Genomic DNA, 22,063 nt, shown 5'->3' on the forward strand with positions numbered 1-22,063 from the left:
GAACAGGTTCAAGAAAGTAGATCTCATTATCTTAGATGAAATGGGTTATATTCCATTCAGTAAAGATGGAGCGGAGCTTCTGTTTCAGTTGATCACAGACTGGTATGAGCAGAAAAGTCTTATCATCACTTCTAATTTAGAATTTAGCCAATGGAATCGCATTTTTGTTGATGCAAGACTGACTGCTGCATTGGTGGATCGTGTGATTCACCATGCGCATATTCTAAGTTTCACCGGCAACAGTTATCGTGTCACACACGCACTATCGAATTACCCATCATAAAATATGGGCTGGCAATGTTCTCGAATTTCTTTTGCATTTTTATCAAGTTTTCTCTTGCAAAATACAGGAAGCTTTAAATATCTTCATATAACTCACCATTTACCATAAATTACGAATGCTTTTTATTCATACAAAGTCATTATTTTTCTTATCATACTAATAATGTACACTATAAATAAACTAACAATCTAACCTTGGAGTGAACTACTATGTCTCAGAACCCTATCTTAAAAATCGAAAACGTAGGAAAAGTGGAAGGAGATAAATTGTGGTTTCATCCCTTTAATTTGGAACTAAACCAAAATGAGTTAGTTGCAATTCAGTGTGATCATATTGTTGGGAAGGTGCTATTGCATATTTTAATCGGGAAAGAAGAGGCTTCAGGGAACATTTCTTACTTTAATCAGTCTCATCCTTCTGGTTGGAAGCACTATGGCCATCGAATCGGGATGGTGTCTCATGAAGAAGAGGTATATGAACGTTTAACGCTTTATGAGTATTTGAAGTTTTATCAGAAGCTTTATAAGGAAAAAGCGGATATTCACGAGTTGTTACATATGGTTAATTTATCCAATAAGAAATCGCATCGAATTAAACTTCTCAATAGTTCAGAAAGGAAGCGATTGTCTTTTGCGAAAGCATTTGTGCATAAGCCGGATTTAGTGATATTGGAAGAGCCTGATCAGAATATTGATTTGGAAAGCAAGGTAATCTTGCGAGAATTAATTAATGAGCATACGGAAAATGGTGGGGCTGCTTTAGTTATCACGAGTAACATGGAGAGTGCTGTGATCTTAACGAATGACGTGTATCGCTTGAATGAAGAGGGTGTAAAAAAGATGGAGTTGCAGGATCCTTGGGGTTCCGAAACTGCCAGGCAGCTGGATTCAGGTGCTGAGCTTGAATCGAGTGTTCAGGTTCAAATGGAAAGGATCCCTGCGAAAGTGAAAGAGAAAATTATTCTGTTTGATCCCACCGAAATTGATTATGTGGAGAGTGTGGATGGAACGGTTCAGTTACATGTAAAAGGCGGAACTTTTCCGTGTACGATTACGTTGCAACAGTTGAATGAACGACTGGAGCCTTTTGGTTTCTTTCGTTGTCATCGGTCTTATATCGTGAACCTTCAAAAAGTTCGCGAAGTAATGACATGGACAAGAAATAGTTACAGCTTAATTCTAGAGGACCAACATAAAAGTAATATTCCTTTGTCCAAAGGGAAGTTACAGGATTTAAAGGATGTACTGAGAATGTAATTTACGTTTTAATAATTAATTATTTCCCGGGAAATGTCGAAAGAAGTCATCCGTTTGATAGGTTAATTAACTCCTTTGGCTTGTTTTCGTGTAACGCTCATACTCCTATTACTCTATTCACCCCTTATTTGGTTCCTTTCATCCTACTATTAATGCTCAGGTGCCCCCCTTCTTATAAACTTTAGTTAATCAGCTACGAAAGCAGGGGAAGGGGAAATGAATATGAGTAAGATTATTGACGTTGCGAACGTTAATAAAGAATATGAGGGGAAACGGGCGCTGGATAATTTGTCGTTCTCCATTCAACAAGGAGAAACATTTGGCTTCTTAGGGCCAAGTGGATCTGGTAAAACGACGACAATTAAGTTACTGACGGCTCAGGAGCATTTTCAGGCAGGTGAGATGCAAGTGTTTGGAAAGCCTGTAGCTAACTTAAAGGATCCTCAACAAATGAAACGAATTGGAGTGTTAACCGATAATTCTGGTTTATATGACCGGTTAACGGTAAAAGCCAATTTGAAATTATATTGTGATTTGTATGATGTTGATTATAAGCGTATTGACGAGGTGCTAAATGATGTAGGTTTGACAGGGGAAGAATCGAAAGTCGTTCAAAAGCTTTCTAAAGGAATGAGGCAACGGGTTACTTTAGCTCGTACTATTTTGCATAAGCCTGAACTGTTATTTCTTGATGAACCGACTTCTGCGTTAGATCCTGTTAGTACCGAACGAATCCACCGAGTTTTACGCAGCTTAAATGAAGAAGGAACAACGATTTTCTTAACTACACACGATATGCATGAAGCGGAACGAATCTGTGACCGGGTTGCTTTCTTAAATAAAGGAAGCATTCAACTGGATGGGCCACCCAAGCAGCTTCGAGTGAGCCACACGGATTCCTCAATCAGCATTTCATTAAGTGATGGAAGAGAAGTGCTCGTTGGGAATGACCATGAAGGAGCGGCACGCATTAGTGAAGCGATTACGAGTAATCAATTGGTAGCCGTACATTCTAATGAGCCGACTTTAGGAGAAATTTTCGCTCGTGTAACAGGAAAGGAGTTGTTCTAATGATTTCTATCAAACGAATTCAAGCAGTCGTAACGAAGGATTTTCAAGATCTTAAGAAGAATGCCTATATGCTTTCTACAGCTGTAGTACCAATTTTCTTTGCATTCATTTTCGGGCAACAAGAAGCTACAGGTGATTTAGATACAGCTGTTTTCTTCATGCCCATTATGCTTACAATGGTAATCGTTGGCTCCTTTGTTCAAGCAGCCATGATTGCAGAAGAAAAAGAGAAGAACACGCTAAGAGGATTGCTCCTGTCTCCACTATCCACTTCGGAAATTTTCATTGGAAAGAGTATTCTTTCGGCTATTGTAAGTATCTTTATGATTATTGTTGTGATTTATATAGGTAATATCCCTATACCAGATCAGATACCGCTCGTTGTTGCAGCAATTTTCATCAGTCTGATTATTTTCATTAGCATCGGCACCATTCTTGGACTATTATCTCGCACTGTAATGGAAACGTCCGTTATGGGCATCCCTGTTTTATTTATTTTTGGAATGGGAGATTTATTTCATAATATGATCGAATCAGAATGGCTTTTAAATATCCTAAGCTATTTGCCCGATCAGCAGTTTGGTCAGGCACTTGTGCAGTTAAATAATGGAAATGCAATCGGAGAACAACTAGTTGCGTTATCGATTTGGGCTGTTGTGAGTGTGTTGGTGACGGTTTATATATTTAAGAAGCGAAGAATTGATTAAGATAGGGCAGATGAGACTGCAGTGGTGATTTTTACTACTGCAGTTTTTTGATTTGTAGTAAGAACTATTGTTCATTCTTCGATTTATATACTGTTAAGAAAATTAAGGTAATAATTTCTATAAACATGATCCACCAAAACACAGGCTGTACTTGTCGATCGCAGAACCACCTACGCCGCCATTGGCAAACTTTTCAAACCAGACATATTCCCCCCACATAATTATTGCTATAAATTGTGTTGTCACCGCTAATACTGATAATGTGATAAATTTCACCAACTTAAAAGCCTCTTATAAAATATGCTTAATTAATCATCTATTAACTCTCTATTTTTCTTGAGTGATTTTTTCAACGAAACGTAATTGATCACAAACATGAATAAGGCTATAAGGAAAGCTTGACCAGTGAAGTCTATCGTTTCTACTAAATTAGAAGGAAGACCGTTAAAAACAAAGAATAAAACGAGAATTAAAACAAAGGAAACGATACTGCGATTGCGGATCACATTCTTTTCCTTCTTGTATTTTTTATCGTCGGTTACTTCCGTATACTCGATGCCTGATAGTATGTATCTTATGAGGATATAGGTAATTAAAAAGAATAAAGCTAGCAATGCAACCATTCCGGTAGTGGAGTTGCCGTATAAGGAATAGTTATTTATTAATACGAATACAAATAGCATTACTGCAAGAATGACTGCAGATTCTGCAATAAAATAAACTATTTTTCTTTCTTTATATTCGTCATCTGGTAAAAATTTAGAAATCCATGATTGTTCCATTTTATTCACTCCTCCCAAAATAATTCATCTAATGTTTTGTTTAATGATTTTGCTATAGCAATACAAAGTTGCAGTGTCGGGTTATACTCTCCTTTTTCAATCAATCCGATTGTTTGGCGAGTTACGTTCACTTTTTTAGCCAGTTGTACTTGTGTTAAGGAGTTCTCGACTCTTGCTACCTTTATGCGGTTTTTCATATGCTCACCATCCATGCAATGTATATATTACATTATGCAATATTTATATTACATATCAGATATTAGAATGTCAAATCTAGTAAGTGAAGCCGCAACAGGGAAGAAGGATAAATGTAATCGCATTAAAAATCAAAAGCCCTAATCCATAAACGAATTAGGGCACATCTATAGTCTTACTTAACCCGAACCTTAAATGATCTCTCTTCCTCAGTGGCTTTCACTTTAGAAACTTTTTCTTCCTTTAACAAATCTCTAATCTCGGTTAATACTTCTTTGTTAGGGTGGGGGGATTCCTTCAATGGGACACTCTCCCGTCCTCTTAGATAATTAAATAGTTTAATGAAAAGGTAGATGGAGAATGAAATCACAAAGAAATCAACGGCCGTTTGAAAAAAAGAGCCATACCTGATACTGACCCCATCAATGTTTAAGACAAGAAATTTGAAGCTCGTCCCACCTGCTAGCACACCAATGACCGGCATAATAATATCGTTTACTAACGAATTAACAATATTAGTGAAGGCTGTTCCAATGACCACAGCAATAGCCACTTCAAAGACATTTCCTCTTAACGCGAACTTCTTAAATTCTTTTAACATCGAATCAATCCTTGTCTTTGCGATTCCTATATCCTATTCAAAAGAAGTGGAACATATTATTAGAGGTTAAGAATATTAACTCATCACAACAATAATCAACAATTTCTACTCAAACTAAACAATATTAACTAAAAATTTCGTTTTTTCAATTAATTTATTGCTATCTTCCAATTTTAATAGTAAACTTCACCATAAATGTAAACGCATACAGTATAAATACTTAAAAGTTGGAGGAATTTGGATGAGTGGTATATGGTTAGCGCTCGTTGGTGGTATTGTGTTTTTTGTGGGTTATCGGTTTTATTCAAAATTTATTGCGAGTCGTATTTATCGGCTAGATCCTGAGTTTATAACTCCTGCCCATCAATATAAGGATGGGGTTGATTTTGTTCCGACTAATAAATGGGTATTATGGGGGCACCATTTCACCTCTGTCGCCGGTGCTGCACCAATTGTTGGTCCCGCAATTGCAGTCTACTGGGGTTGGCTCCCGGCATTATTATGGGTGTTGCTTGGAACGGTCTTCGCTGCCGGGGTACATGACTCTGGTACTCTATTAATGTCTGTTAGAAATAAAGGCCAATCGATCGGTACGCTTGCGAATAAGTTAATTGGCCAGCGAGCGAAAATTTTGTTCTTATTTATCATTTTGTTATTGGTATTGATGGTCAATGCGGTATTCGCTTGGGTTATCGCTAATTTATTTATTACTAACCCATCAAGTATTGTTGCTGTGTTCATTCAAATTCCGTTAGCGATTTGGATTGGGTACTCCGTTTACAAGCGACAAGGAAGTATGCTGATTCCATCTTTAGTAGCTTTAGCAGTCATGTATTTTACAGCAATTTTAGCTAGTTACTTCCCTGTGCTTCAAATTGATTTTGTTGAGTATTTCGGTGGGGAAGGTGCTACTGCATTTACCGGTATGACTGCTACATCTACGGCTTTCTTTGCGTGGATTGTGATTTTGATGATTTATGTGTATATTGCTTCGACCTTACCAGTATGGAAGCTATTGCAACCACGTGATTATATCAATTCACACCAGTTGGTTGTCGGGTTGGCATTATTATATATCGGTTTACTTGTAACAAATCCAGAAATTACGGCTCCTGCAACGAATTCAGGGGCAGATGATAAGTCTTGGTTCCCTTTACTGTTCATTACCATTGCCTGTGGTGCCATTTCAGGCTTCCACGGACTTGTTTCTTCTGGTACGACTTCGAAACAATTGAATAATGAAAAAGATGTCCGTTTTGTCGGTTTCCTAGGAGCGATTGGAGAAGGTGCTTTGGCGTTGGTTGCGATTATCGCGATTGTAACTTTCTTCCCGACAACTGGAGATTTCACCAGTACGTATAGTGGTTTTAATGCTGCGAACGCAGAAGGGTTGGGAGTATTCGTTCAGGGTGCAGGGCAGTTAATTAATGGTCTTGGTATTCCTGTAGAAGTAGCGACTACGATCGTAGCGGTAATTGTTGTTAGTTTTGCTGCGACTACTTTAGATTCCAGTGTCCGTTTGATGCGTTATATTATCGCGGAGCTTGGTAGAGAGTATAAAGTGAAGCCAATAACGAATATGCATGTGGCGACAACAATTGCTGTTACATCTAGTGCGGCACTTACATTAATTCCTGAAGGTCCAAATGGTTTTGGTTCAGGTGGCTATCTCCTATGGCCACTGTTTGGAACCTCTAACCAGTTATTAGCTGGAATCAGTTTACTGCTGTTAGCCATTTGGCTGAAAAGAAGAGGAAGCAATTACTTGCCAGCGCTGATCCCAATGCTCTTCTTACTGGCAATGACTTTATACGCGATGGTCATTCAAGTATTTACGGAATGGGCGCCTTGGGTTGCAGAGACCAGTGATTGGTTACTATTTATATTCGGTGCGATTGTCTTCATATTTGCGATCTGGATCGTGATCACTGCCTTCTCCGTCTTTAGAAAAGAAGGGGAGAATCCTCAAATGAATAACGATTAACAATAGAAGATAGGAACAAAAGCCGTGCCAGTCGTACGGCTTTTGTTTATTTACTGGAAAAGGTAAAATATAGGGAACAAATGAGGAGATGTTCACATGTCTGAAAAGAAATTTTCATTCAAAAAATTAATGGAATATTACGATGAAGTGTTAAGTTTGCCTCACCGGACGGAAGTGGCTAGGGAGCTGCGTGATGAAGATGACTTATTCATGCTACTAATCTATTCTGATATGTTAGGCATTCCTAATCCGGCATTCTATTACACGTTGGAATTATATCCTCACATTCTAGAAAAATTCCATGACTGGCACCTTCGCATGGGAATGGAGAAATCTCCATTAGACGGTATTCGGTGTTGTTAATTTTAAGAAGGTTGGTGCAACAATATGCTAAAGGATAAACAGGTGATTTTTGTTGGAGGGAAAGGTGGAGTTGGGAAGTCTACATCTTCTGCTGCCATTGCCTTAACCTTCGCAAATCAAAACTTGAAGACGCTGATTATTTCTACAGACCCAGCGCATAATCTAGGAGATATTTTTCATAAAAAGATTAATCACGATAAAACAAAGCTTCAAGATAACCTTTGGGGAATTGAAATCGATGCCGCGAAAGAATCGAAAAGGTATATCGATGAAGTGAAAAGCAATCTCGAAGGACTAGTCAAATCGAGGATGGTAGAAGAGGTTCATCGTCAAATCGACATGGCTAGTGCCACACCTGGTGCGGAAGAAGCGGCATTATTCGACCGTTTGATTTCCATCATCATCGACGAATCAAAGGAGTTCGATAAAATTATTTTTGATACAGCTCCTACTGGCCATACCATTCGTTTATTGACGCTTCCGGAGTTAATGAATGTTTGGATCGACGGGATGATAGAAAGAAGACAAAAGACGAATGAAAACTACACCCAGTTATTAAACGATGGCGAGCCAGTAGAAGACCCGATTTATGAGATCTTACAGAAAAGAAAAAATAAGTTCGAAGCCGTTCGAAAGATTGTTTTAGACCAAAAATTAACTGGATTTGCGTTTGTACTGAATCCGGAAAGGTTACCGATCTTAGAAACAGAACACGCGATCAAACAATTAAAACAACACGATATTTTGGTGGAAAACTTAATTATCAACAAAGTGATCCCAAGCCATGCGGATGGCACGTTCTTAAGCCAACGTAAAGAACAGGAAAAGAAGTACTTACAAGAAATTGATAAAGTGTTCAACAAGCAAAATAAGATTAGAATTCCTTTATTAGAAGAGGATGTGTCTAGTTTTGATGCGTTGAAAACTTTTTCGACGTATATGGAACCATTAGTGGAGGAGGAATTATAATGCGTGCAATCGTACATGAAGGAAAAAATGGATTAGAAGGGCTTTCTATTAAAGACATGAAAAAGCCAGAAGTACGTGGAAATCAAGTGCTTGTTAGGATGAAAACGTTTGGATTGAATCGTCGCGATCTAGCAGTAACAACGCTACATGATTCGGATGCTGAGGCACTGATTCTTGGCTCTGATGGTGCTGGTGTCATTGAGAGTGTAGGGGAAAGTGTAAGTCAGTGGAAAGTAGGAGATGAGGTGGTTCTTAACCCTGGAAGCGGGTGGAAACATAAGAGTGAGGCGCCACCTGAAGGGTTTGAAATTGTCGGGTTGCCAGATCACGGCACCTTTTCTGAGTTTGTAGCGGTAGATAGCGAACACGTGGAAAGAAAACCAACACATCTTACCTGGGAAGAAGCGGGGGTTTTATCACTTGCGGCTTTAACAGCATATAGAGCTGTTTTTACTAGAGGGAAATTGACTAAGGACGATACGATTATGCTACCGGGTATTGGAAGCGGCGTGTTAACCTTTGCTTTAAAATATGCGAAAGCAGTTGGAGCAAGAGTAATCGTCACCTCGAGAAGTGAGGAGAAGTTAGAACAGGCTAAACAACTTGGAGCTGACGTAGCGGTTCAAACAGAAGCAGACTGGAACGAAGAATTAAAAGGGGAAGATGTCGATTTATTAATTGAATCTATTGGTGCTGCAACGTTCAATAAATCATTGGATATCATTCGTAAAGGTGGTACTGTTGTAACTTTCGGCGCGACAACGGATGACGAGGTGAAAATAAATATACGCAAATTCTTCTATGGGCAATACAATTTACTAGGTACTACTATGGGAAGTGCGGAAGAGTTAAGAGAGATGATTTCGTTTATTGAGGAGCACAACATCAAGCCAGAAGTTGATCAGATGTTTGCAATGGATGACTATCAACAAGCATTTGAATATTTAAGAGATACGAAAAACTTTGGGAAGATTGGGTTTACTGTTTAAGCCTATTAACAATACAGAAAAAGAGAAAAGCGAAAATGCTTTTCTCTCTTTTTTTGTTCCTATAATCATCTGGCTGTTACTTATTCACTTCCTCTATAAATTCCAAAAAATTAATAGGAACTATTTTTTTACTTTTCACAGCATCTACTACTTTTAGTTTTATTTCTTGCTCCAAGTCATTTCTTTCCTGCGTCCTTGTGTTTTTTAAACTCTTCTTAATTTTTGGTTTCATCATTTCTAATGTTTCCTCAATCACTTGATTTTCATTTGTATCTCTCATCTTCATCATCCCTTTTCTTCTTGTTGTTGTTAAAAGCTGTTCTAATGGCCTTAATTGCTTCCTTCTTGTGTTTCGAAATATTTTGAGGTGTGTCCCCAAACTGGTTTGCAATTTCTTTGATACTTAATTCGTAAACAAAAAGTAGTTCTAACACCTTCCTTTTTTTATAGGAGAGGTTTTGTATAGCTGAAACAATTAGCTCGTCTGTAACAATATCTAGCAAATTGTTGGAGGATTCGATTGGCTCTTCTGTTGTTGGAAAGAGATCCCCCAGCTCGGAATTCTCTGTTACAGGTTTATCTAAGATTAATAAGTTTTGATTATTTAATTTCTTTAAGTGTTGATCGTAATAACTAGAGTACCTGTGTGATAAGACGGCGATATAACTTACTAATCTAAATTTTAAATAGAATGTTTGAAATGTATCGTTCAATTGCTTTAAGGCATTGTCGTCATTTTTTTCAATCGCTCTTCTTAATAGAGACATATTGTTCTGATCATGAAAAAATCTTTGAATGATTTGGTGGTCAAATATAGTAGGGTTCTTTTCTTTAAACTCTTCAACCTCTTGATAGTTATGAAACATTATTATTCCCCCTTTTTATACTAAAAGAGATAAATTTAAACAATAAACAACCAAAAATGCGAACTTATGTTCTCATTTTACATCATATTTTAAGTTTTAAATTACTTTTGTTTAATTTTCTATAAAAAATTCTCTTTATGTAATAGAAAGAAGGTTTCTCAAAGGAGGGAATTTGAATGGAAATGATCCAAGATATTATTGGAAACTTTGGCTTTCCGATTGCAATTACGATTTACTTGTTAGTTCGATTCGAAAAGAAAATTGCAGAATTAACTTCGGCAATCGCTACCTTAAAAGAAAACATTAATACTAAATTATAAAGCGGTGATGGAAGGTAGATTTTTAAGCTTTAGTTATTGCTTTCCTCATTAAATACAACCACTTTAATTCACAATTCCAAAAACCTTCTTCCAATTAGTTCTATTTAAAAATTACTTTAGAGGTTTATTTTTCACTTCCATCTTCTCTTTGTTTAAGTAAGAGGCTTAACACTAAGTTTTCAAGTTAAGTCTAATGCTCAATAGCCAAGGGGGAGATGGTTGTGATGGTGTGAATCAGTTTAGTTAGAAAATTGAAATCAAAAATCAATTAAAAAGGAGAATGTATTATGTCTAATCATCAAGAATTTTTAAATTCAATAAAGGAAGATATTCTGAAATTGTGGGACGACCACTCTATTTTGCCATCTGTTGCAGCAGGCCAAGCCGTTCATGAAACAGGCGGAGGAACTTCTGAAATTGCAGAAGAAGCAAGGAACTTATTTGGAATTAAAGCAAATGGGGTATGTGAAGGCTCAGATCGAGAACCTGTTTCCGTTGATGACCCTGACTGGGATGGAGATGCAGGGTGTTACCTCACATGGGAAGAAGTAGACGGAGAACCAGTTGAAGTATATGATGTTTTTCGTGAATATGATTCTCGTGCAGAATCTATTAATAACTATGGTGAGTTTTTGAATGCGGATGATCGTTATGCGGATGTGATTGGAGAAACCGATCCAGAAGCGGCCCTTGCAGCTTTAGCCGACGCGGGGTATGCGACAGACTCTAACTATTTTGACAGTGTTCTATCAGCAATCGAAACGTATTCACTGACTGAATGGGATGATGAGGTTTTAAATAACAACGGTGGAAATGAAGGCAAAATTGCTATTGGTGCTGGTCATGGTGGAAGCGGATCTACTGACGGCAAGCGTACTCCTGATGGGGAATACGAATGGGACTTTAACAATGAAGTTGTTTTGGCTGCCATTGATGTTTTTGAAGCTTCTGGCTATGAGGTTTTGCGCTTAGATGATGAGACTGGGCAGGAGGATGTACCTTTAGCTACGCGGACAAGTCGTGCAAATGATTGGGGTGCAGATATCTATATTTCTGTTCACCATAACGCGCTTGGAACCGTTTGGCGTGATGAACGTGGCGGGGTCGAAACGTTCACGCAAGAAGGTAGCTACCCTGAATCAGAAAGTCTAGCGGAGGCTGTACACCCACTATATGTAGAAGCTATGGGATTACACGACAGAGGGCTTAAAAAATCTAACCTTCATATTACTAGAGAAACAAATATGCCTGCCATTTTAACGGAAGGTGGGTTCATGGATTCTCTTCAAGATATTGAAGTGATGCGAGATGATGAAAAGCTTAGACAACAAGGTGAGGCTATTGCCCAAGGTGCGATCGACTTCTTAGGTGGTGCTTCAACGGATCCAGAACCTGATCCGGACCCTGAACCAGAACCGGATCCAGATCCAGAACCGACTGGGGACAATGTAGAGGATGTCCAACAATGGTTGAATAACACTTATAGTACTGGGCTGGATGTAGATAATATCTATGGTCCTTTAACAAATGAAGCGTTAGTTATCGGTGTTCAAACGGAATTAAACGAGCAGTTCAATGCAGGATTAAGCGTGGATGGTATTTTTGGTCCTGCAACGCAATCGGCATTTGTTAATGTTCGCCGTGGGGCGGAAGGTAATTTAACAAGGTTGATCCAAGGACAATTAATCGGTCAAGGTTATGATCCTAATGGGTTTGATGGTATTTTCGGACCAGGTCTGGAAGCTACCGTGGAACAGTTTCAATCGGATCAAGGATTGTCAGTAGATGGAGTAGTTGGTGCGAATACAGCTTCGGCCTTATTTGGTGACAATGATGATGGAGACAATGGCGGCGGAAGTCCTGATTCCGTAATGGAGGAGATCCAGCAATTTTTAAACAACACGTATAGTACTGGTTTAAATGTTGATGGTTTGTATGGACCAATGACAAAAGAGGGGATTGTTATTGGCGTTCAAACGGAATTAAATGAACAGTTTGGTGCCAGTTTATCAGTAGACGGTATTTTCGGTCCTGCAACTCAGGATGCATTTGTAAATATTACACCGGGTGCAGAAGGGAACATCACCCGACTGATTCAAGCACAATTAATCGGGATTGGTTATGATCCTAATGGTTTTGATGGAATATTTGGTTCGGGTCTTGAAAGTGCCGTTCGAGATTTTCAATCGAACAATGGATTATCTGTTGATGGGATCGTAGGCCCCGCGACAGCAAACGCTCTGTTTAATGCAGGTTAATAACTGAATAACATGTTAAAAAGTGGTGTTGAGGATATCCTCAGCACCACTTTAATTTATTCATTAATGATCTACTAGTTACACCTACTAAGTGAATTAATTAGATACACGGTTGGATCCATGTTTAACACTTATCAACTCAAAATCCTGCTCTTGTACAAAATAGTTATCAAAAAATTCTGCTTCAATACCGGTTATTTGATTAAAAAATAGTGTGTCGGCCATCCAATCTTTTTCAATCATCTTCCTAATATCAATGGTTTCTTTTTTGGTAACGAAATCAAAAATTGATTTGATTTTTTGTGGCTTTTGAATAGTTAAAGATTCATCCAACGGCTCTCTTTTAAGGTACCCTTTACGGTGGAGTGCCGCGTAAAAATTTCGATGCTTTCTGGAATCTATTATCCCTAAATTAGCAGCCCTGTATCCTAATACTTGAAGAGAGGTTTTCCATTTCTTCTTTAAGTCTAAATAAGCATCAGGATTTGTTATACGAGAAATAGTTTTTATATCATCTAAAAATGCTTTTTCTGGTAACAGGAATGCACCAGCGAAAAGATTAGCTTCTTTTTCTAGAGCCTTATGTTCTTTTCGATTTAAATTGGTGAATTCAACTTTATAATGAAGAAGCAAATGCGCAAGCTCATGTGCAATATCAAAATTTCTGCGGACAGCTGAACGCTTTAAATTCCCTAAAATAATATAGGGCCGATCTTGTGTAGTCCATAAACTATAGGCATCAATTTCTTCACCCATTGGCTTTTCTAAAATAAATACACCGCTTTTTTCAACTAAGAACATTAAATGATCATTAGTGTCTTGACTGAAAATTAATTTTTCTCGTGCAAGCTCTGCTACTGTTAGTATTTGTTCATGTCTTTCGTCAGTGGAGTTATTTAAATAGTTAACTACTTCATTTCTTAGTTGAATTATTGGTTGAGTGGGGAGTGATAAGTTAGCTGTTAAGTAGTTTAAAAAACTATCTATAAATTCAACATGCTTTGCTTCCGATTGGGTTTTCGAAATGACATTCATTTCAGTGGAGCGATATGCAATATTCATTACAGGAATACTGTCTGCTGTGTGGTAACGACTTAATGCGTCCTCTTTATAAAAATATATGCTTTTTACATTAAATAAACTTTTTAAATCATTAATAATTTGCATCTTGGGAGATGTATAGTTATTTTCATATTGCCATATGGCTTGTTCAGTAACGTTTAATTTGTCAGAGAGCTCTTTTCGTGAATATCCATGCATTATACGAAGGTTAGTCAAATTTTCTCCGATGAACATAATGCTCCCCCCTTACAAAATAAGTATTAATTACTTTCTTCACCTTCCTCGTCAATGATACCAATATCGAAAGCTGCAGGATCAATTATATCATTATCTTGCCCTGGTGCAAGAATATCACGTTCATCATCAGTTAATTCCGAACCAGTAATATACTTGGAGATGTTCTCAATACTATATGCAATATTATTCTCGGGGTTAGGTAAATAATGCATTATTTCAGAAATTTGATAGGCCTTATCAATTTTATAAGTAAGAATATGAAATTCATCATAAGTTTTATGAAATTCCTCAATTTGCTCCTCAACTTGTTCCTTATATACAAATAGAGAAAGTTGTTCTCCTTGTTGTTCTTTATGAGATTGATCGATAAAAGAGTGATCAAAATGGAGGTTTTGATTAATTTTAGAAAGCTCGTGTAAGTAGGTTCTGTGAGGTCCTTTTCTTCTTTGGGGATTGGGTATTAAAGCCTGTGAAAAACAATTTTCATTAAAATAATCTGCATTTTTTATAAGGAAAAGCTTTTTTGTATCACCATGAATAAATTGAAGATAATCCCATGTAAGTCCTGCTTTGGCAGTTTGGTAAGTCAATTTAAGAGAAGGACTTATTTCAGCAATCTTACTCTCTATAAAATTCCCTTTTGTCCAAGCGAAGGCAGAACTAATAATCATATTCTCATGACGGTCTTTACGATGGTCAATGTACTCTCTATATCCTTCAACAATAGCCTGAACAATTGCTTCACTTACATCAGGTTCAAATTTAAACTCGTGCATTTAACCACTCCCATAATAATAGTATTATCATAATTTTACACTAATAATATTAAATTGTGTATGATTTTTTTATAAATATATAAAGTAATAGTTGTAATTATCTTTTAAAATATAGTATGAATAATTTGACGTCTATTAGTTGACTCAACCCATAACCCCTGTTAATCTAACTATATTGAACGTTCTATCTTGTCATAAACCAGGAGATGATCTACATGACTCGATCTGCTAAAAGAGAAGCTTTACTAGAAGTAGCAGAGAGGTTATTTTATGAACACGGGTTTCAAGGTGTTGGACTAAAACAAATTATTAGTGAAGCGAATGTGGCGACGATGACGTTATATAATCACTTTCATTCCAAAGATCATTTGGTGGAAGAGGTGTTAAAACAACGGCAGGAACGCTATTGGTCTTATTTAGATTATTACGTAGAAAAAGACTCTGATTCTCCTTTTATCCTAGCTGTTGAAGCGCACGGGATTTGGTTAAAAGAAGTGTCTGACAACGGGTGTATGTTTCTTCGAGCGATTGAGAGTTATGCAGGCGAGGATAATCAAATTGCGTCGATTGCAAGAAGCCATAAGGCCAAATTGCTTCAATACTTTCAAGAATTAGCCCAAAGAAAAGGATTACATAATGAGCGTGATTTAGCTTATCAATTCACGTTATTATTAGAGGGTGCGACTTCGATGACGACATTATTCGGAGCGGATCAAGCAACCGAATATTCTATTGCGATGGCGAGGACTTTGGTCCAATAGTCATCGTAATTTTTTTCACTTCTAATTAGAAAGGTCGTTCTATATAATTTAGGAGATGGAGGGTGGGGTTATGATGAAGTTTTCGCGTTTGGTTTTACCTGGAATAATGATGATTGCAGTAACGTATGGATTGGCTCGCTTTAGTTTTGGTTTATTGCTTCTAGACATCAATCAGTCGCTTCATATGTCTGAATTCATCTCGGGATTAGTCTCTTCTTTATTTTATTTAGCATATTGCGTGACGATTGTTGTTTCGACTGTTGTTACAGCTAGAGAAGGACCAAGGAAGATGATAATATTTGCGGGTGTCTCTGCTTTGATCGGGCTTTTGCTCATGGCGAGTTCTCCAAATGCATGGGTCTTGGCGCTCGGTGTTTTATTTGCGGGTGGTAGTGCAGGCTTGATCTCACCTCCATATGGAGCAGCGATCTCTCTATGGATTAAGGAGAAAGTGCAAGGTAAAGCTAATTCATGGATTAATTCAGGCACAAGCATTGGGATTGCCTTATCCGGTGTGGGTGCGATTCTTTTAGCTCCAAATTGGCGGTTCACTTATTCAATCTACGCAGTGCTGACGTTGTTCATATTACTATGGAATTATAAAGTCATTCCTAAAATGAATTCTGATACAAAGCTGATGTTCAATCAAGGACGACTCACGATTCGTGGTGTACCTGGCTCTGTTCCAGTTATTTTAGCTTCCTTAATGGTAGGTATATCTTCAGCTGGTTTTTGGACATTTTCTAGATCGTATATAGAAATAGCGGGTGTATATAGTGATTGGATCTTATCTGGTTTTTGGGTCGTTATTGGTGTATTTGGGGTTTTAGGTGGGTTTTCTGGTTTTTTAATTGATAAATTTGGTGTTTCTACTTCTTATAGATTAGGCGGACTTGCGATTGCTTCTGCTTCCATTCTATTAGCTGTTGCTCCTGAAAATATGTGGCTTTCCTATCTTTCGGCTGGGCTTTTTGGTTCCTCTTATATCTTTTTATCTGGAGTGCTTATTATTTGGGGCATTCGTATATTTATTGTGAATGCTTCTTTAGGTATAGGAGTTCCATTTTTACTGATGTCGTTAGGGCAAATAATAGGTTCTTTAATTGCGGGTTTGATGATTGGGCTTTTGGGATACGCTACGACTTTTGTGGTGTTCGGAATTATTGGGTTGATGGCTATAGTGAAAGGGCCAAGGATGTAATAACTAGTAGGGTGGAAATTTTATTGATTGGTGCTGTTCTTCGACTTTCGATATTTAATATATAACAGGTGTGCACTAAGCGCGATCACACCACCGGTTAAATATCCAAGTATTCTAAAGATATTTGGAGAGCCAGTGACTAGTTCAATGATAATCATAAAGAAAATCGTCAAAATCGCAGTATAAGCACCCCTCCACTTTGAGTTTTTAAGAATCGCATTAAATTCACTGAAATTGTTCGAATGAATCATTTCTTTTAATTCTTTCTTATCCATAATTAGTCTCCTTTGATTATCAAATTTGCTAATTGACCGGAGAGAATCTTATTGTATCTAAATTATTTTTATATTAGCAATATTTACCTTTCTTTTCAACTTGTGAGTGATATGATCTCATGTTTACTTTAAAAATAATAAAGGTATATCTCTATTTAAGTGTAAGATTATGGTTTTAATAAATAGTTATTTGAGCTTGAGAGAAGTTCATATAAATTACGTTTTTGAGGAGGCTCAAGATGAAATATACAGGTGTGTTTTTAGTGATATTAGCAGCCGTTTGCTGGGGGATTACAGGGGGAATTGCAGATATTTTAATGAATAAGGGCTGGGATCCAATTGTCATTTCCTTTTACCGTGGAGCGATAGGTTTTATCGTCTTTTTTGGATGGTTTATATATCGTTTTAAGCATAATTTGATGCACTCGTCTCGTTTTTATATATGGGCAGTTTTGGCGGGTGTTGGTGTAGCAGGGAATTTCACATTATATTTTCTAAGTATTGAAGCTTCCAGTGTGGCTGTTGGGGCTACTTTAATGTATACCGCACCTGTATTCGTATTATTATTCTCCTTTTTATTAGGGTTGGAGTACTCTAATTGGTTTAAGTGGGGCTGTATCTTCTTTGTGCTATTAGGAATTGTGTTACTCACCGGTGCATATAATCCGAGTGATATCTCTGTGAGTTTCTTAGGGATTGCTGCAGGTATTGGGGCTGGGATTTCCTATGCTTTATTTATTTTTGGATTCACAAATGCTGCTGCAATAGGGAAGAAGCAACCTACTTTGGTGGTCGCCTTTTTCGTATTTTGTGTTATTCTATTTCTATTTATAGATAGAGGAGAAGCGGCTAGTGTGCTGACATCAAGCGACTTAGGTTGGTTTATCCTTATCGGGATTATAGGTTCTGGTGTTTCCTTTATCATCTATATAATTGGTTTAAGACGCACTCCACCGTCCACAGCTTCGATGGTTGCTATGGTGGAGCCGGTAACTGCTTCCTTATTCGGTCTTTTGCTTCTTGGAGACCATTTGAATCTGATTCAGCTTATGGGGATGGCTATAATCTTAGTCACGGTTACTTGGTTGAGTGTGAAAGATTAATTATTAAACAAGTGAAAAGAAACCTAACTGACTGGGTAGAGGTATCTCTACTTTATCTGTTTAGGTTTCTTTTTTTTATGTTATATTCCTTAGCTCATCGGATTTAGCAGAGATCTCTTGTGCGAGCCGGTCCACTGTATGGAAGCTCTCCACTGTAGAGTTGGCTTCTGTTACGATCTCTGAAGTCTTTTGATTTGCGTCAGATGTTCCTTGTTTCATGTTATCAATTTCTGTCATCATGCCTTCGATACTGGTGCGAATGTCTACGGTGGATTTTTCAACTGAGGAGGATAGCTTTCTAACTTCATCTGCAACGACACTGAATCCTCGTCCGTGTTCTCCTGCTCGTGCAGCTTCGATGGCAGCGTTCAGAGCAAGTAAGTTTGTTTGTTTGGAGATGTCACGGATGGTCTTTAAAAATCCTTGAATTTCTTTGGATTTTGTTTCTAAACCGGATAGTACTTCTGTGTTTTGAATCGTATTTTGTTCGACGGCATTAATTTTATCCATAAGGACTTGGCTACGGTCAATACCGTTACTGGACTGGGTGTCTAAAGTGTGGGAGGCCTTTTGGAAGTCTTCGATAATTTCTTTTAAGGAGGACTCCCGTTTCGTAATATCTACAGCAGTCTTCATTACGCCTGTTACTTTGTTTCGCTCATCCAAGATCGGCATATACGTCGCTTCTAATACAATCTGATTGTTATTAGCGTCTTTTCGTTCAATTTTATCTTGAAAGTTCTTCCCTCTAAACAATTCGCGCCACATGGTTTCGTAAGCATATGATTGAACAAATTCATCAAAACAAAACATTTGATGGCGCATGCCAATCATTTCTTCTGGTTTGTACCCCATTGTGGTCGCAAAAGCCTCGTTTACATAAACTACTTCTTTTTCCTTATTAAATTCAATTACTGCTAAGTTTCCCTGAATAGAGCGTACAATTGCTTCGTCGTTGGTAGGACTTTGAATAGTTATCACAATGATCTCTCCCGTTGTTCATGTGGAATGAACTTTTATGAAATGCTGATAATAAATCAGTATTTTTACCTATGTTCTATTAAAATTTATCGTACAGTTAACTCTTTAGCGTGTCAAAGTATAAGCGCGTATTATTCGACAAAATCTGCAGAGAAGTTCTAAAGATTAAGAAATATCGAATTAGAATGGAAGCTACCTTTTATTTAGAGACGGATAAAAGGTAGCTTTTTCTTTTCCATAGTCTAAAAGAATTTTTAAATAAAAAGACGGAATAGTTAAAAATTTTATATTCAAAGTTGGATTTTCATGGGATGCTTACGTTATAGATAGCGATATATAGATTAGAAGGGGTGAAGTAGTCTTTGGGAAGTGTAAACGAATCAACGTTTGAAGCATATCTTAGTGATTTAAAGAATCTTATTCGGATCCCGAGTGTAAAAGGGGAACCAAGCTTAGGTGCTCCGTATGGGAAAGAGGTAAGTCGAGCATTATGTTATTTTCTTCAGTTAGCTGAACGGTTTGGCTTCCAGGCTTACGAGCTAGATCACAAGGTTGGGGTTATTGAATTTGGAGAAGGAGAAGAGGAGCTTGCTATATTCGTGCACGTTGATGTAGTACCAGCTGAAGATGAAGCGAGTTGGATGTTTTCACCATTTTCTGCAACGGAGCATGATGGGAATTTTTATGGTCGGGGAACATTGGATGACAAAGGACCAGCTCTTGCTGTTTTGTATGCGCTTGCCGCCCTGAAGCAAAAAGGATTTGTGCCAGAGCGTCGAATTCGAATAGTTGTCGGTGGAGATGAGGAAAGTGGGATGGATTGTATCAAGACGTATAAAGAGAAAGAGTCACCTCCTACACTCGGATTTACTCCGGATGGATATTTTCCGGTAACGTATAGCGAAAAAGGGATTCTTGTGTTAGAAGTTTCTCTTCCACTTGCAGGAGCTGGTCATCAACTACAACTTCATGCTGGCAAGGCTCAAAATGTAAAACCTACTCAAGCAAGTGGGAGATTGATATTAAAAGAACGAGTAAACACATCACGTATTCTAGAAGAACGTGTGGAACATGTCTACGCCCCAACAACCACCGGTGAGTGGGCGCTTGCACTTCAGACGAATTCGGAAGCGGACCGAGAAGCTGTTATTTTTGATATGTTACGGGCAGTATCACATAGCTTAACTCAATTAGATCCTCAAGCTTCGAAAGCGCTTATATCCGTCTGTAATCTATTTTCTGAGGAGTCTGGTAAAGAGCTAGGGATAGAGTTAGAAGATGAAGAATCTGGAGAACTAACGATGCAAACGACAAAGATGCGTTTTGACGGTGGTATATTAACTCTTACGTTAAATATACGGTACCCTTCTTCTGCAAATTCGTCCCCTATTGAAAAATTCATCCATCGTAAGCTTTTGGATCATGGTTATGAAGTTAAAACAATTGATCATAAGCCCCCTATCAATTTTGATAAAGAAGATTCGTTTATTCACTCGCTTATGACCTTGTATGAGCAAGCTACTGGTCGAAAGGATGAGCCGAAGTCTATTTCTGGAGGTACCTATGCGAGAGCTTATCCTGACCGGGTAGTTGCATTTGGTGCACTGTTTCCAGGGGAGCCTTTAAACGCACATGCAGTTGATGAACATGTGAAGCTCTCAGTAATGAAAGAATGGCTTCATGTATATGAACAAGCGATAGAAAAAATAGCAAAAGGGGAAATCACCCCGTAAAAAAGAAGGAGTGAAAGAAATGGTTCAACGAAATCTAGTAGATCGAACAAAGGCAATCCTTCCTCTAGAAAAACGTGACCAGCTTCAAGATGAATTGTTAGCAGAACGGTTAAACGCGATTATTAAGGAAGCGATGATCAAAGCGGAACTTAACTGTTGGATTATTGTTAGTCGGGAATATAACGAAGATCCAATAACACGAACTTTGACACCATCGAAACACGATGAAACAAGAAGAATTGGGATGATAGTGTTTCATTTAGAGTCAGAGGTCCTTACGCGCTATTGGATTGGACTACCAATTCCAACTATTGAGAATTACTATAGTTCTATCTGGGATCGAAAAAAAGAGACAGAATGGGAGTGTTTGAAAAATCTGATTGAAAGATTAAATCCAGAAACCATTGCTCTTAACCAATCCGAACACGTACCTGTTGCTGACGGGCTAACTAGTTCTCTTTTTTGGAAATTATCTGATGTTTTAGGCGAACCATATACTTCTCGTTTTTGTAGTTCAGAAGCTGCAGTGGTGCACTGGTATTTGAAAAGAAGTGAGCAAGAGATGAAAGTGTACCCTTATTTGACGGATTTAACGCAACTAATTACTCGACAAGCATTATCTAATGAAGTAATTGTACCAGGGGTTACCACCTGTGAGGAGGTAGTGAAATGGATGCGTCAAAAGGTATTGGACTTAGGGTTGGAAACGTCTTTTTATCCAACTATCGATGTGCAACGTCAAGGAGAAAAAGTAGATCGATTAAGCGGTACGACAATTCAACCTGGGGACATTGTTCATAGTGACCTTGGATTAACTTATTTAGGATTATCAACAGATATGCAGCAGCTTGGATACGTGTTGCGTCCGGATCAATCTGATGCACCAGAAGGACTTAAAGCTCTTTTATTAAAAGGGAAAAAATTTGCAGATTATGTAATGGAAGAAATCAAGCCGGGCCGTTCTGGCAATGATATCTTCGAAAAAAGTATTGACCGGGCGAAAGCAGAAAATATACAAGCGATGCTATATTCGCACCCGATTGGTGTTCACTGTCATGAATCTGGACCTACAATTGGAATGTTTGATCGTCAAGAAAGGATTCCACATAAGGGGGAGTTCCGTGTGGTGAATCAGTCTGCCTATGCACTTGAGTTTAATGTGAAAGATTATGTTCCAGAGTGGGGTCAAGAAACCTATGCGTTTTTGGAACAACCAGTAGCCGTATATGAGAATGAAGTAGTTTATCTAGCTCCAATGCAAGAAAATTTTTATCTGATTCGATGAGAATA

The 22,063-nt window shown here is 37.9% G+C and carries 23 protein-coding genes and 2 pseudogenes; 15 read left to right on the plus strand and 10 right to left on the minus strand.

Going from position 1 to position 22,063, the window contains the following annotated elements:
• The 4 genes from G532_RS0109795 to G532_RS0109810 form a co-directional block, all read left to right on the plus strand.
• The coding region (locus tag G532_RS0109795) for an ATP-binding protein (protein WP_027964658.1) at positions 1 to 283 on the plus strand (283 nt) is incomplete at its 5' end.
• Between the two features lie 209 nt (positions 284 to 492).
• Complete coding sequence (locus G532_RS0109800) at positions 493 to 1,539, plus strand: LytTR family transcriptional regulator DNA-binding domain-containing protein (protein WP_027964659.1); 1,047 nt, start codon at positions 493 to 495, stop codon at positions 1,537 to 1,539.
• A 222-nt stretch (positions 1,540 to 1,761) separates the two neighbouring features.
• On the plus strand, positions 1,762 to 2,610 hold the full coding sequence (locus tag G532_RS0109805) for an ABC transporter ATP-binding protein (protein ID WP_027964660.1): 849 nt from the start codon (positions 1,762 to 1,764) through the stop codon (positions 2,608 to 2,610).
• Entirely contained in the window at positions 2,610 to 3,317 is a 708-nt protein-coding gene (locus G532_RS0109810; RefSeq protein ID WP_027964661.1) for an ABC transporter permease, read from the plus strand. The genes G532_RS0109805 and G532_RS0109810 overlap by 1 nt, the downstream gene beginning before the upstream one ends.
• A gap of 308 nt (positions 3,318 to 3,625) precedes the next feature.
• On the opposite strand, the gene G532_RS0109820 is transcribed toward G532_RS0109810, so the two are convergent.
• The 3 genes from G532_RS0109820 to mscL form a co-directional block, all read right to left on the minus strand.
• Entirely contained in the window at positions 3,626 to 4,099 is a 474-nt protein-coding gene (locus tag G532_RS0109820; RefSeq protein WP_027964662.1) for a hypothetical protein, read from the minus strand.
• Positions 4,100 to 4,104: 5 nt separating this feature from the next.
• Complete coding sequence (locus G532_RS0109825) at positions 4,105 to 4,296, minus strand: helix-turn-helix transcriptional regulator (protein ID WP_027964663.1); 192 nt, start codon at positions 4,294 to 4,296, stop codon at positions 4,105 to 4,107.
• 173 nt (positions 4,297 to 4,469) lie between these two features.
• Entirely contained in the window at positions 4,470 to 4,895 is a 426-nt protein-coding gene (gene mscL, locus G532_RS0109830; RefSeq protein ID WP_027964664.1) for a large conductance mechanosensitive channel protein MscL, read from the minus strand.
• A gap of 241 nt (positions 4,896 to 5,136) precedes the next feature.
• On the opposite strand from mscL, the gene G532_RS0109835 reads away from it, so the two are divergent.
• From G532_RS0109835 to G532_RS0109850, 4 genes are all read left to right on the plus strand, one after another.
• Positions 5,137 to 6,879 carry a carbon starvation CstA family protein gene (locus G532_RS0109835; RefSeq protein ID WP_027964665.1) on the plus strand — a complete coding sequence of 581 codons (1,743 nt, stop codon included), beginning with the start codon at positions 5,137 to 5,139 and terminating at the stop codon, positions 6,877 to 6,879.
• Positions 6,880 to 6,975: 96 nt separating this feature from the next.
• On the plus strand, positions 6,976 to 7,242 hold the full coding sequence (locus G532_RS0109840) for a cory-CC-star protein (RefSeq protein ID WP_027964666.1): 267 nt from the start codon (positions 6,976 to 6,978) through the stop codon (positions 7,240 to 7,242).
• Positions 7,243 to 7,266: 24 nt separating this feature from the next.
• Entirely contained in the window at positions 7,267 to 8,211 is a 945-nt protein-coding gene (locus G532_RS0109845) for an ArsA family ATPase (RefSeq protein WP_027964667.1), read from the plus strand.
• Positions 8,211 to 9,200, plus strand: coding sequence for a zinc-binding dehydrogenase (locus tag G532_RS0109850; RefSeq protein WP_027964668.1), 990 nt, complete (start codon positions 8,211 to 8,213; stop codon positions 9,198 to 9,200). The genes G532_RS0109845 and G532_RS0109850 overlap by 1 nt, the downstream gene beginning before the upstream one ends.
• Positions 9,201 to 9,276: 76 nt before the next feature.
• Here the strand turns inward: G532_RS0109850 and G532_RS15110 are convergent, their stop codons facing one another.
• Positions 9,277 to 9,480: a hypothetical protein gene (locus G532_RS15110; RefSeq protein ID WP_084500681.1), complete on the minus strand. Its 204-nt coding sequence runs from the start codon at positions 9,478 to 9,480 to the stop codon at positions 9,277 to 9,279.
• Positions 9,464 to 10,066 carry a sigma-70 family RNA polymerase sigma factor gene (locus G532_RS0109860; protein WP_027964669.1) on the minus strand — a complete coding sequence of 201 codons (603 nt, stop codon included), beginning with the start codon at positions 10,064 to 10,066 and terminating at the stop codon, positions 9,464 to 9,466. Before G532_RS0109860 ends, G532_RS15110 begins: the two co-directional genes overlap by 17 nt.
• Before the next feature lie 176 nt (positions 10,067 to 10,242).
• On the opposite strand from G532_RS0109860, the gene G532_RS15115 reads away from it, so the two are divergent.
• Positions 10,243 to 10,386, plus strand: coding sequence for a YvrJ family protein (locus tag G532_RS15115; RefSeq protein WP_035512872.1), 144 nt, complete (start codon positions 10,243 to 10,245; stop codon positions 10,384 to 10,386).
• Positions 10,387 to 10,673: 287 nt separating this feature from the next.
• The gene (locus tag G532_RS15640; protein WP_051189136.1) at positions 10,674 to 12,644 is read left to right on the plus strand and encodes a peptidoglycan-binding protein; all 1,971 of its coding nucleotides are present in this window, start codon (positions 10,674 to 10,676) and stop codon (positions 12,642 to 12,644) included.
• Positions 12,645 to 12,740: 96 nt separating this feature from the next.
• Here the strand turns inward: G532_RS15640 and G532_RS0109875 are convergent, their stop codons facing one another.
• Both G532_RS0109875 and G532_RS0109880 read right to left on the minus strand, forming a co-directional pair.
• Positions 12,741 to 13,940 carry a spr1629 family repressor/antitoxin gene (locus G532_RS0109875; RefSeq protein WP_027964670.1) on the minus strand — a complete coding sequence of 400 codons (1,200 nt, stop codon included), beginning with the start codon at positions 13,938 to 13,940 and terminating at the stop codon, positions 12,741 to 12,743.
• Between the two features lie 26 nt (positions 13,941 to 13,966).
• Entirely contained in the window at positions 13,967 to 14,719 is a 753-nt protein-coding gene (locus G532_RS0109880) for a spr1630 family ClpXP-sensitive toxin (RefSeq protein ID WP_027964671.1), read from the minus strand.
• Between the two features lie 215 nt (positions 14,720 to 14,934).
• On the opposite strand from G532_RS0109880, the gene G532_RS0109885 reads away from it, so the two are divergent.
• Together G532_RS0109885 and G532_RS0109890 are read left to right on the plus strand one after the other, a co-directional pair.
• Positions 14,935 to 15,480: a TetR/AcrR family transcriptional regulator gene (locus G532_RS0109885; protein ID WP_027964672.1), complete on the plus strand. Its 546-nt coding sequence runs from the start codon at positions 14,935 to 14,937 to the stop codon at positions 15,478 to 15,480.
• A gap of 70 nt (positions 15,481 to 15,550) precedes the next feature.
• Positions 15,551 to 16,681, plus strand: a complete 1,131-nt coding sequence (locus tag G532_RS0109890) for an MFS transporter (RefSeq protein WP_245570134.1) — start codon at positions 15,551 to 15,553, stop codon at positions 16,679 to 16,681.
• Between the two features lie 20 nt (positions 16,682 to 16,701).
• Here G532_RS0109890 and G532_RS0109895 read toward each other — a convergent pair whose 3' ends face one another.
• Entirely contained in the window at positions 16,702 to 16,956 is a 255-nt protein-coding gene (locus G532_RS0109895; protein WP_027964674.1) for a hypothetical protein, read from the minus strand.
• 239 nt (positions 16,957 to 17,195) lie between these two features.
• On the opposite strand from G532_RS0109895, the gene G532_RS0109900 reads away from it, so the two are divergent.
• Positions 17,196 to 18,059, plus strand: coding sequence for a DMT family transporter (locus G532_RS0109900; protein WP_027964675.1), 864 nt, complete (start codon positions 17,196 to 17,198; stop codon positions 18,057 to 18,059).
• A 75-nt stretch (positions 18,060 to 18,134) separates the two neighbouring features.
• Here the strand turns inward: G532_RS0109900 and G532_RS16375 are convergent.
• Together G532_RS16375 and G532_RS16380 are read right to left on the minus strand one after the other, a co-directional pair.
• Positions 18,135 to 18,470, minus strand: a pseudogene (locus G532_RS16375) (methyl-accepting chemotaxis protein); the annotation flags it as partial.
• Between the two features lie 201 nt (positions 18,471 to 18,671).
• Positions 18,672 to 19,040 (minus strand): annotated as a pseudogene (locus G532_RS16380) (PAS domain-containing protein); the annotation flags it as partial.
• A 362-nt stretch (positions 19,041 to 19,402) separates the two neighbouring features.
• Between G532_RS16380 and G532_RS15645 the strand changes: the two are divergent.
• A complete protein-coding gene (locus G532_RS15645; RefSeq protein ID WP_051189138.1) occupies positions 19,403 to 20,773 on the plus strand; it encodes a Sapep family Mn(2+)-dependent dipeptidase in 1,371 nt (456 codons plus the stop codon).
• Positions 20,774 to 20,792: 19 nt separating this feature from the next.
• Entirely contained in the window at positions 20,793 to 22,058 is a 1,266-nt protein-coding gene (locus G532_RS15130) for a M24 family metallopeptidase (RefSeq protein ID WP_051189139.1), read from the plus strand.
• Positions 22,059 to 22,063 lie beyond the last annotated feature (5 nt).

This window comes from Halalkalibacillus halophilus DSM 18494, assembly GCF_000423105.1.
GTDB lineage: Bacteria > Bacillota > Bacilli > Bacillales > Alkalibacillaceae > Halalkalibacillus > Halalkalibacillus halophilus.